The 11,012-nt window shown below is 71.7% G+C and carries 9 protein-coding genes and 1 pseudogene; 5 read left to right on the top strand and 5 right to left on the bottom strand.

What is annotated here, in order from left to right:
• From EYA84_RS17370 to EYA84_RS17355, 4 genes are all read left to right on the top strand, one after another.
• On the top strand, positions 1–751 hold a 751-nt coding region (locus tag EYA84_RS17370), incomplete at its 5' end, for a c-type cytochrome (RefSeq protein ID WP_131054109.1).
• Positions 748–1,845: a ubiquinol-cytochrome c reductase iron-sulfur subunit gene (locus EYA84_RS17365; RefSeq protein ID WP_131054108.1), complete on the top strand. Its 1,098-nt coding sequence runs from the start codon at positions 748–750 to the stop codon at positions 1,843–1,845. The genes EYA84_RS17370 and EYA84_RS17365, both read left to right, overlap by 4 nt.
• Entirely contained in the window at positions 1,842–3,467 is a 1,626-nt protein-coding gene (locus EYA84_RS17360) for a ubiquinol-cytochrome c reductase cytochrome b subunit (RefSeq protein WP_131054107.1), read from the top strand. The genes EYA84_RS17365 and EYA84_RS17360 overlap by 4 nt, the downstream gene beginning before the upstream one ends.
• Positions 3,468–3,634: 167 nt before the next feature.
• Positions 3,635–4,321, top strand: coding sequence for a DUF4142 domain-containing protein (locus EYA84_RS17355; protein ID WP_131054106.1), 687 nt, complete (start codon positions 3,635–3,637; stop codon positions 4,319–4,321).
• Between the two features lie 260 nt (positions 4,322–4,581).
• Here the strand turns inward: EYA84_RS17355 and EYA84_RS17350 are convergent, their stop codons facing one another.
• The 5 genes from EYA84_RS17350 to EYA84_RS17330 all read right to left on the bottom strand — a co-directional run bounded on the left by EYA84_RS17350 (position 4,582) and on the right by EYA84_RS17330 (position 10,150).
• Positions 4,582–4,869, bottom strand: a complete 288-nt coding sequence (locus tag EYA84_RS17350) for an Lrp/AsnC family transcriptional regulator (RefSeq protein ID WP_131054105.1) — start codon at positions 4,867–4,869, stop codon at positions 4,582–4,584.
• A gap of 146 nt (positions 4,870–5,015) precedes the next feature.
• On the bottom strand, positions 5,016–5,891 hold the full coding sequence (locus EYA84_RS17345) for a sugar phosphate nucleotidyltransferase (protein WP_236145817.1): 876 nt from the start codon (positions 5,889–5,891) through the stop codon (positions 5,016–5,018).
• Positions 5,888–6,430: an NUDIX hydrolase gene (locus EYA84_RS17340; RefSeq protein WP_131054104.1), complete on the bottom strand. Its 543-nt coding sequence runs from the start codon at positions 6,428–6,430 to the stop codon at positions 5,888–5,890. The genes EYA84_RS17345 and EYA84_RS17340 overlap by 4 nt, the downstream gene beginning before the upstream one ends.
• Positions 6,431–6,483: 53 nt before the next feature.
• A complete protein-coding gene (locus tag EYA84_RS17335) occupies positions 6,484–8,265 on the bottom strand; it encodes a bifunctional (p)ppGpp synthetase/guanosine-3',5'-bis(diphosphate) 3'-pyrophosphohydrolase (RefSeq protein ID WP_131054103.1) in 1,782 nt (593 codons plus the stop codon).
• A gap of 130 nt (positions 8,266–8,395) precedes the next feature.
• Entirely contained in the window at positions 8,396–10,150 is a 1,755-nt protein-coding gene (locus EYA84_RS17330; RefSeq protein WP_131054102.1) for a DEDD exonuclease domain-containing protein, read from the bottom strand.
• Between the two features lie 136 nt (positions 10,151–10,286).
• Between EYA84_RS17330 and EYA84_RS17325 the strand changes: the two are divergent.
• A pseudogene (locus EYA84_RS17325) lies at positions 10,287–11,012 on the top strand (hypothetical protein); the annotation flags it as partial.

Genomic DNA, 11,012 nt, shown 5'->3' with positions numbered 1-11,012 from the left:
GGGTGCCGCCGTCCGGCTGGTCGCCGCGCTGATGCTGGCCGGCGGCGCCTACACCGTCCTCGCCCCGAGCGCGTCGGCGCAGGAAAACCCGCCGCTGAGCAGCGCCGCCGCGGACGGCAGGGCGCTGTTCGACGTGAGCTGTGTGACCTGCCACGGTCGCAACGCGCAGGGTGTCGAGGGGCGCGGGCCGAGCCTCATCGGCGTCGGCGGGGCCTCGGTCGAGTTCCAGGTCAGCTCGGGCCGGATGCCGATGGCCCGGCAGGAGGCCCAGGCGGCCCGCAAGCCCGCGGTGTTCACCCCGGACGAGATCGACCAGCTCGCCGCGTACGTCCAGGAGCTCGGTGGCGGCCCGGTCGTGCCGGCCGGCGACAACCTGCACTCCGACGGCAACATCGCGGTCGGCGGCGAGCTGTACCGGATCAACTGCTCGCAGTGCCACGCCTTCAGCGGCGGCGGCGGCGCCCTCTCCTCCGGCAAGTACGCACCGAGCCTCGCGCCCGCCACCGACCGGCAGATCTACGCCGCGATGCTGAGCGGCCCGCAGAACATGCCGGTCTTCGGTGACAACCAGATCACGCCGGAGCAGAAGGCCGACATCATCGCCTACATCCAGCAGACGCTGAAGTCGGACGGTGACCCGGGCGGGTTCAACCTGGGCCGGTACGGACCCTCCACCGAGGGCGTCGCGATCTTCCTGATCGGCATCGTCGCACTCGTCTTCGCCAGCCTGTGGATTGCGGGCAAGTCGTGACCGAGCGAACGAGCACCCACACCGAGCAGCCAGCCCACGCGGGCCGAGAGACGGTGGACGTGAACGACCCGGCGCTGAGCCGGTTCGACATCGTCCGCGAGGGCGCCCGTCGGGACGACATCGAGATCGTCCACTACGAGGAGCAGGTCGCGCCGGGCAGCAAGGCCGAGCGCCGGCTGGTCCGTACGGTCGCCGGGATGTTCCTGGTCACCGGCCTGGCCGCGACGGCCTTCCTGGCGGTCTACATCTGGTGGCCCTGGGAGTACCAGCCGGGCCGTGGCGGGGACAAGTACTTCACCCCGCTGCTCGGCACGACCCTCGGCATCGCCCTGCTGGGCATCGGCTTCGGCATCCTGACCTGGGGCAAGAAGCTGCTGCCCAAGGAGGTGTCGATCCAGGACCGGCACGAGGGCGTGGTGGCCAGCGAGGACCGGACGATCACCGGGCAGACCATGCTCTACATGGCCGACGAGCTCGGCGTGAAGCGCCGCCCGCTGCTCGGCATGTCGCTGCTGGCCGGTCTGGTGCCGGTCGGTGCGGTCGCCGCGGCGCCGCTGGTCGGTGGCCTGATCTCCGACCCGCACGAGAACGACCAGATGATGACCACCGGCTTCGCCCCGCAGGACGGCCAGAAGATCCGCCTGGTCCGTGAGGACGGCCGGCCGATCCGCCCCGCCGACATCAGCGCCGGCGGCCAGATCACCGTCTTCCCGGGGATCGAGCACGGGGTCAGCAACCTGCACGCCGACTCGCCCACCCTGCTGATCCACCTGCGGGACGCCGACGCCGAGACCTCGCGCCGCAACAACGAGCGCGAGGGCCACGGCGACTACATGTGGGGCAACTACGCCGCCTACTCGAAGATCTGCACGCACGCCGGCTGCCCGGCGAGCCTCTACGAGCAGCAGACGAACCGCCTGCTCTGCCCGTGTCACCAGTCGCAGTTCCTGATCACCGACAACGCCAAGCCCATCTTCGGTCCGGCCAGCCGGCGGCTGCCGCAGTTGCCGATCGAGGTGGACTCCGAGGGCTACTTCGTGGCGACGTCCGATTACACCGAACCCGTCGGGCCCGACTTCTGGGAGCGGCCGTGAAGCGGCGCAAGTTTGACGTAGCAGCGGTTCCGGGCAACACCGCCCGGGCGGTCGACGACCGCTTCCAGGTGGCCACCCCCCTGCGCAAGCTGCTCAACAAGGTCTTCCCGGACCACTGGTCGTTCCTGCTGGGCGAGATCGCGCTCTTCTCGTTCATCGTCCTGCTGCTGACCGGTGTCTTCCTGACCTTCTTCTTCGAGCCGACGATGACCGAGGTCATCTACAACGGCAGCTACGCCCCACTGCGGGGTACGCCGATGTCGGCCGCGTACGCCTCGACGCTGGACATCTCGTTCGACGTCCGGGGCGGCCTGATCATGCGGCAGATGCACCACTGGGCCGCGCTGCTGTTCATGGCGGCGATCGTGGTGCACATGCTCCGGATCTTCTTCACCGGTGCGTTCCGCAAGCCGCGTGAGACCAACTGGATCATCGGTTCGCTGCTGTTCTGGGTGGGCTTCCTGGCCGGCTTCACCGGCTACTCGCTTCCGGACGACGGCCTCTCCGGCACCGGTCTGCGGATCGCCTCGGCGATCATGCTCTCCATCCCGGTGATCGGCACCTGGGTCACCGCCGCGGTCTTCGACGGCGAGTTCCCCGGCACGATCATCATCAGCCGGTTCTTCATCGCCCACGTGCTGCTCATCCCGGGTCTGCTGGTCGCGTTGATCAGCGTCCACCTCGGGTTGGTCTTCAAGCAGAAGCACACCCAGTGGCCGGGTCCGGGCCGGACGAACAACAACGTCGTGGGCGAGCGGATGTTCCCCCGGTACGCGATCAAGCAGGGCGGCTTCTTCATGGTCGTCTTCGGCGTGATCGCGCTGATGGGTGGCCTGATCCAGATCAACCCGCTCTGGCTGTTCGGCCCGTACGAGGCGTGGGTGGTCTCGGCGGCCAGCCAGCCCGACTGGTACGTGATGTTCCTGGACGGCTCGACGCGGTTGATGCCGGACTGGGAGATCAACATACCCATCGGCGACGGGTACGTGATTCCACCGCTGTTCTGGCCGACGGTGGTGCTACCGGGCATCCTGGTCGGGCTCTCCACGCTCTATCCGTTCATGGAGGCCCGCTACCTGAAGGACTACCGGAGCCACAACCTGCTCCAGCGTCCCCGCGACGTGCCGTTCCGGACCGGCCTGGGCGCCATGGCCATCACGTTCTACGTGATCCTGACGCTCTCCGGCGCGAACGACGTCATCGCCGACAAGTTCCACATCAGCCTGAACGCGATGACCTGGGCGGGCCGGATCGGTCTGCTGCTCCTTCCGCCGCTGGCGTACTACGTGACCTACCGGATCTGCCTCGGTCTGCAACAGCACGACCGGGAGGTCCTGGCCCACGGTGTGGAGACCGGCATCATCCGGCGCCTGCCGGACGGTCGGTTCGTCGAGGTGCACCAGCCGCTGACCGCACCGGACGAGCACGGACACACCGAACTGGACTACGCGGGCTGGGTGGTGCCGAAGAAGATGAACCGGCTCGGTGCGCTCGGGCCGGCGATCCGGGGCTTCTTCTACCCGATCGAGAAGCCGGCCGAGGCGCCGGTGTCGCCGGGTCACCCGCCCGTCGAGCCGCGCGCGGAGCGCGAGGAGATCGGCAGCGGCGAGTCCCGCCGCTGAGTTCCGTCACCGCGTGACGTGGCGCCCGCCGGAGAGATCCGGCGGGCGCCACGCCCGTTGTGGGCCTTCCACCCCGCCGCCGGAGCTTCCCGCCCGTCGTCGGATCGCAGGAATAACCCCGGCCAGCCGGGTATCCGTGCGGTCCAACGTCTCAACGGGGAGGAAGCATGTTGGGTATCAAACGCCTCGGCCTGCTGGCCGCACTGGTGCTGGTGGGTGTCGCGCCCGCTGCGGCAGCGCAGGCGGCGGCGCAGCCTTCGGAACAGGACACGCAGTACCTGCAGGCGGTGCACCAGGTCAACCTGTACGAGATCGCCGCAGGTGAGCTGGCTCAGCAGAAGGCCGAGAACGAGCAGGTCAAGGAGCTGGCGCAGCAGTTCGTCACGGACCACACCGAGCTGGACCAGTCGGTGCAGGACGTGGCCGGGCAGCTCAACGTCCAGTTGCCGAACGAGCCCACCCCTGATCAGCGGACGGCTCTCGACCAGCTGAACAACGCCAGTGGTGAGGAGTTCGACCGGCTCTGGGTGACCCAGGGTCTGGCCGGTCACCTGCAGGCCATCCAGGCGACCCAGACGGAGATCTCGCAGGGTACCGAGCCGCAGGTGGTCCAGCTCGCGCAGACCGCGCTGCCGGTGCTGCAGGCGCACTACGACGCCCTGGTGACGCTGGCCGAGGAACTGGGCATCCCGGTCCCGCAGACCAGCGCCAGCGGTACGCCGGGCCCGGGTGGCACGGTGCCGGCTCCGGGTGGCACCACCCCGGCTCCGGGCGTCACCGAGGAGACCCCGGGTGGCACCAGCGAGTCCCCGGCGCCGGGTGGCACCGAGGTCCCGGTGCCGCAGGAGAGCTGATCCGGCGGTGAACACGGCGAGCCGGTCCGTCCTCCGGGATGGACCGGCTCGTCCCGTCGTGGCAGGAAGCGGACCGCTCGGCTGAGGACTCCAGCTAGTTCTCTGTCCGGCCTTTGCTCTGCTTCAACCGACGCACTGCTCTTCGGCGCGAACCGTTGCGTGGGTTGAAGCAGAGCAAAGGGGCCGCGAAGGACCTCGGTCTCCCCAATGCGAAGGGCCGCGAAGCACTTCGGCGCCGGGACCGGCAGCGTGGTGGCGCGTCAGTCGGTGGCGCCCAGGCCGATCGCGAACGCCTCCTCCAGGTCGTGCCGGGAGTACGCGCGGAACGCGATGTGCGACTCGGTGTTGAGCACTCCGGGCACCTTGGAGATGCTGCCGGCGATGATCTGCGCGATCTCCTCGAACTGGCGGACCCGGACCATGGCGATCAGGTCGACGTGTCCGGCCACCGAGTAGACCTCGCTGACCCCGGGCAGGTCGGCCAGCGCCTCGGCCACCTCGGGGATCGAGTCGGTGGCGCAGTCGATCAGGACGATCGCGGTGATCACGGCAGGTCTCTCCGTTCGTCGGCGTCGCTGCCCATGCTATGGCCTGCCTGCCGGACCCGCCCCGGAGTACCGGTGCCGCACGCTCCGATCGGGCGGACAGACCCGACCGATCCGACCGGCCCCGGAAGGAACCGGAGGAAGCAGGGTCAGGCAGCCGGGACGGTGAGGCCGGTGGCGGTGCGGATCACCTCGTGCAGGCGTTCACCGGCGTCGACGGTGGCGCCCGGCCAGACGACGCTGCGGGTCACCTCGCCGGCCACGGTGGCACCCGCGCCGACCACGCTGCGGTGGCAGCCGCCGGTGACGGAGGCGGTCGGGTCGACCAGGCTGTCGTCGCCGGCGGCGTGCAGGTTGGCGGCGAGGTAGTCGGTCGGGGTGCCGGTGTCGACGAAGGTTCCCGGGTAGGGGACCACCGTCAGCCGGCCGTCGGCCTCGGCCGGTCGCCAGACCGCGCGGACCAGGTCGCCGAAGACCGGCGGCAGGTCCCGGACCAGCCGCCAGGGAAGCAGCGAGAAGCCGGTGAAGACGTGGCCGTCGAAGGTGCCCGGCGCGGTGGGGTCCGGCGCGGGTCGGCCGAGCAGGCGTACGGAGTCACCGTCCCAGTCGTGCAGCAGCGCGGCGATGTCCGGCCCGGGTGGTGCGGCCGGATCGGCCAGGTACGCGTCGGCGTTGCCGACCAGGACGCCCCGCCCGGCGATCCAGTCCCGCAGCCGGCCCACCCCACCGGCGGTGCCGAGCGGACCGTCGGGCTCGACGGAGAGGTGGGCGCGCGTACCGACCTGCTCGACGACCTGCTCGCCGAGATAGCTGGCGTTGACGGCGACCGTCTCCGGCCCGGTGAGGCCGAGACCGGCGAGCCGGGCCAGGGCCCGGTCGAGCAGCGGTACGTTGCCCACCGGGCAGAGCGCCTTGGGCACCCGCTCGGTCAGCGGGCGCAGCCGGGTGCCCTCGCCGGCGGCGAGCACCACCGCGCAGATCCCGCCCGCCGGTGCGCCGGTCGGACCGGCGTCCGGGCCGCTCACGGCGCGGTGTCGGGGAGTGGGGGCGGAAACCGGTCGGTCAGCGGGCCGATGCCGTAGTAGGCGAGCAGCCGGGCGGTGGGCCAGGTCAGCTTGGGCAGGTCGTCCAGCGGATGCCAGACGGCCTCGAAGACCTCCGCCCCGTCCACCTCCAGCGCGGTGGTCGACGCCGGCACCTCGGCGGTGAAGACCATGTCGACCCAGCCCTTGGCGTGCACGATCGCGTTCGGTGTGGCCGGGGTCAGCCGGGCCGGGGCGAGTCGGACGCCGGTCTCCTCGTGCAGTTCGCGGGCCGCACCCACCGCCGGGTTCTCGCCGCGTTGCAGCAGACCGGCGGGCAGCGTCCACCCGCGCCCCGGTGGCTGGCGGAGCAGCAGCAGCCGACCGGCACCGTCGGCCTCGCTGTCGCGCAGCAGTGTGACGGCGCCGACGATGTACTTGGGTACCGCCATCCGGACCAGTTGACGACGTACCGGCAGGGGCAGCCGGTAGAAGACCTGGTACGCGACGGCGCGTGCGGCGCGGCGCGAGCGGGGGATCATGGTTCCAGGCTAGTGGCCGTACGCCGGGCGCGCGTCGCGGGACGGCCGGCCGGTCACTGCCGGTGGTCGACCAGGTCGATGAGCTGGCGTACCACGGTGTCCGGTTCGATCACCCGGTCGAAGACCGCCACCAGCAGGGTCTCCAGGTCCGGGTAGCCGAGTTCCTCGGAGAGCCGCAGCAGCGGCAGGTCGCTGGCCAGGCCCCGGTTGTGCTGACGCAGGGCCAGCCCGATGGTGGCCCGGCCGAGGCGCACCTTGTCGCTGATCGAGATGCCGGGCTCGCTGTGGTCGGCGAACCACCGGTTGATCTGCATCTGCGCGTGCGGCGACTTGACGAAGCCGAGCCATTCCCGGCGGGGGCCGCGCGGGGCGACCTCGGCGTCCAGGCCGCTCTCCGCGTCGGTCTCGGTGAAGATCTCGACCACGTCGCCCTCCTCCAGCTCGGAGGAGAGCGGCACCAGCCGGCCGTTGATCCGGGCGGCCAGGCACCGGTCACCCCGGTCGGTGCCGAGTTCGTACGCCAGGTCGACCGGGGTGGCCCCGCCCGGCAGCACGACCTGTCGGCCCTCGGCGACCACCTGGATCTGCGCCTCGGACAGGTCGCAGCGCAGCGACTGGAGGAACTGCGCCGGGTCGGCGGCGTCCTGCTCCCAGTTGAGCACCCGGCGCAGCCAGTCGAGCTGCTCGGCGCGGGCACCACCGGAGCGCGGGAAGCGGAAGTCGGCCACCACGCCGTACTCGGCGGACCGGTGCATCTCCTCGGTGCGGATCAGCACCTCGACGGTGCGGTTCTTGGGGCCGCAGACGGTGGTGTGCAGGGAGCGGTACAGATTGTTCTTCGGCGAGGCGATGAAGTCCTTGAACCGGCCCGGCACCGGGCGCCACAACCCGTGGATCGCGCCGAGGGCGGCGTAACAGTCGGTGGCCGGGCCGTCCACCACGACGGTGATCCGGGGCAGGTCGTACGGGACGGTGTGCCCGCCGGACACGGTGTCCTTCCAGATCGAGTAGAGGTGGCGGGGGCGAGGGGCCACCGTGGCGTCGACCCGGCCCCGGCGCAACGCCACCCGGGACTGGGTCACCACCTCGGCGAGGTAGCTGTCCCATCCGGGGCGGTCGTGCACGTGCCGGGCGATGCGGGAGTGCTCGTCCGGCTCCAGGTGCAGCAGCACCACGTCGTCCAGCTCCCGTTTCAGGGTCTGGATGCCGAGCCGGTCGCAGAGGGGTACCAGCACCTCCTGCGTCTTACGGGCGATCCGCTCCCGCGAGGCGGCCGAGCGTACGCCCAGGGTCCGCATGTTGTGCAGGCGGTCGGCGAGCTTGATGACCAGCACCCGGACGTCCTTGCCGGCTGCGATGATCATCTTGCGGATGGTCTCCGCCTCGGCGGCCTTGCCGTAGAACGCCTTGTCGAACTTGGTCACCCCGTCGACCAGATGCGCCACCTCGTGGCCGAAGTCCTCGGCCAGCGCCTGCAACGTGTAGCGGGTGTCCTCCACCGTGTCGTGCAGCAGCGCCGCGACCAGGGTGGTGGTGTCCATGCCGAGGTCGGCGCAGATCTCGGCGACCGCGAGCGGGTGCGTGATGAACGGCTCCCCGCTCTTGCGGAACTGCCCCCGGTGCATGTTCTCCGCGATGGTGTACGCCCGGCGCAGCACGGCCGGGTCGGTGCCGGTGTGGATGGCACGGTGGGTGCGGACCAGATGGCCGACCGGCTCGGCCTCGGCGGTGGGCCAGGTCAGCAGTGAGCGGAGCCTACGGGCCAGGGGCAGCTCACCCGGCTGTGTCGGGAGCGCACCGCCCAGGGCTCCGCCATGTCCGGCGTCGACGTCCACCTGGGACACCCCCTGACGCCCACCCCGCGAGTGCCGGGAGACCGGCAACCGGGAGCAGACCCTCGAAACGGGCAGGAATGCACTTCCTTAACAGAGTAAGTGAGCCGACGTAGTCCGATCGGACAGTTGCTCATGAGCGTTCGGACCAGAGTTGGTGAGATGCGCCGCTCTCGGCCTTCTCCAGCAGGTCCCGGAAGCGGCCCGCGCCGGCCACCGGGTAGGCCCAACTGTCCGACATCTCGACCAGCCGGGTCTCCGGTCGTTCCAACCAGGACAGGATCCGTTCTGACTCCTCCGGGGTGGCCGCCGGAACCGGACCGTGACCGGGCGACACCGTCTCGGCGGTGGCCCGGATCGTGACCAGCGTCGGTCGAGGGTGGACGCCGGCCGGGGAGACCCCGGCACCGGCCAGCCGGCCGTGCCGCACCAGCGCCAGCTCCCAGCCACCCCCGGCGGCCGGGTGGGCGGCGGCCAGCTCGGCGATCCCGCTCAGCGCGGCGAGCCGCTGCATCCGCACGGTGGCCCGGAGCACCGCGGCCAGCCGGGACCGCAGCGTCGCGGCCTCCTCGTAGCGCTGGGCGGCGGCGAGCGTCTCGATCCGGGCGAGCAGGGCGTCCACCACCGGCTGCGGGTCACCGGTGGTGGCGGTGGCGAACGGCTGCACCGCGCGGTCGTCGTACTCCTGGGGGGTGATCCGGTGCTCGCAGGGCGCCGGGCAGCGACCCAGCTCGGCCAGGGCGCAGGCGGGGGTGATCGTGCGCAGCGACAGCCGGTGGGTGCACTGGCGCAGCGGCACCGCGTCGTGGAAACCGGCGGCGGCCAGCTCCGCGGTGCGCCGCGAGGTGAACGGGCCGAGGTAGGCGCGGTCGCCGGGGGAGATCTCCCGGACCACCGACAACCGGGGGTACGGCCCGTCGGTCAGCTTCAGCCAGACCATCCGCTCCGGGTACTTCGACCGTCGGTTGTACGGCGGCGCGTGCGCCCCGATCAGCCGCAGCTCGCGGACCTCGGCCTCCAGCGAGTGCGCGCACTCCACCGCCTCGACGCGCTCGGCGGCGGCCAGCATCTCCGACATCCGGGCGCGTTTCTCGGCGGCCGTGAAGTAGCTGCGGACCCGGGTGGCGATGTCCCGGGAGGTCCCCACGTAGAGGGGCCGGTCGTCGGCGGCCCGGAAGATGTAGACACCCGGGGACCGGGGCAGGCCCTCGGCGAGGTGCCGTTTGCGGCGCTGGGTCGGGGTGACCGCGCGGGAGAACTCGATGGCGTCGCCGACGGTGTCGACCCGGTGGCCGCCGAGCCGGCCGATGAGCCCGTGCAGGACGTCCACGGTGGCCCGGGCGTCGTCCAGCGCGCGGTGGGTCGGCTGGGTGCCGGCCCGGAAGTACGCGGCCAGCGTGGCGAGCTTGCGGTTGGGCACCTCGTCGCGCAGCAGCACCCGGCGCGCGAGTGCGGCGGTGTCCAGCACCCGGGGGTTCGGCCAGCGGTAGCCGTGCCGGGCGCAGGCGGCCTTGAGGAAACCGACGTCGTACGGCGCGTTGTGCGCCACCAGCACGGCGTCCGAGACGAACTCCAGGAAGCTCGGCAGCACCTGCTCGATCGGTGGCGCCGGCAGCAGCATCGCCTGGGTGATGCCGGTCAGCACGGTGATGAACGGCGGGATCGGGACTCCGGGGTTGACCAGGGTGCCCAACACCCCCAGCTCCTCGCCGCCGCGCACCTTGACCGCGCCGATCTCGGTGATCCCGCCGCCGTCCGGGGCACCACCGGTGGTCTCCAGGTCGACCACCACGAACGTCGTCGCGTACAGGGGCAGCGCCGGGTCGACGCCGTCGACGGTCGGGTCGAGCCCGGCCAGCGCCGGCTGGAGGTACTCCTGTTGTGCCATCGCCGGCACGCTAACCGCCCGGTGCGACACTCCGGTCCCGGGCGTCCCATGGGTCCCGTGCGTCACCACCGGTCTAGGATGAGAGATCGGCTCACTCACCAGGCGGTGGGCCCGGTCGCGGTGGGAGACTTGCCACATGCCCCTCACCGAGCCGTCCGACGACAACCTCCCGCAGGAGGAGCAGGTCGTCACGGTGCCGGCCGCTGGTGAGGTGGGTTCTGCCGACGGGGCGGCGACCGCTGGAGAGCCGGCGGAGCCGGAGCCGAGCCTGCCCGAGCCGGTCCGCCAACGGATCGTCTCGCTCACCGCCGCCGTGCTCCCCAGCCTGCCCTCCGACGAGGTGCCCGTGCCGTTGCGCCGGGTCGCCAAATTCGCCCCCAACCGCCGGGCCCGACTCGGCGCGCCCGTGATCGCCGCCCAGCTCGCCGCCGACCCGCTGTTCCGGCAGCGGGTCACCGCCCGGGTCCTGGCCGACGCCGGTGACCTCGGCACCGCCGTGGTGGAGGGGACCGCACCCGCCGCCGCCGACCCGGTCGAGGTGGCGGCCCTGGCCTATCTGGCCCGACCTCGCGGCTGGCGCGAGCTGATCGACGCCAGCGGCGCGGCGGTCCGGGCCGAGGCGGACAGCGCGGTCGTCGCCGAGCTGGTCCGCCTGGCCGAGCAACGGGCCACCCGCGCCGAGCACGACCGGGCGGTGGCCCGGGTCGAGGCCGACAAGCTGCGCGACGAGGTGGCCCGGGTCCGTGAGGAGATGGGTCAGCTCCGCGAGGAGGCCCGCCAACTGGCCCGTACGCTCCGGGAGACCCAGGCCCGCGAGCGCCGGGCGGCCGAACTGCTCGCCACCGAGCGGGGCCGCGCCGCC

The organism is Verrucosispora sp. SN26_14.1, assembly GCF_004307965.1.
Taxonomy (GTDB): Bacteria; Actinomycetota; Actinomycetes; order Mycobacteriales; family Micromonosporaceae; genus Micromonospora.
This window is presented reverse-complemented; position numbering and strand designations above follow the sequence as displayed.

What these genes read in the sequence shown, in the direction of transcription:
- EYA84_RS17355 (WP_131054106.1), top strand. Translation starts at nt 3,635, where the DNA reads ATGTTGGGTATCAAACGCCTCGGCCTGCTGGCCGCACTGGTGCTGGTG.
- EYA84_RS17340 (WP_131054104.1), bottom strand. Translation starts at nt 6,430, where the DNA reads ATGATCCCCCGCTCGCGCCGCGCCGCACGCGCCGTCGCGTACCAGGTC.
- EYA84_RS17330 (WP_131054102.1), bottom strand. Translation starts at nt 10,150, where the DNA reads ATGGCACAACAGGAGTACCTCCAGCCGGCGCTGGCCGGGCTCGACCCG.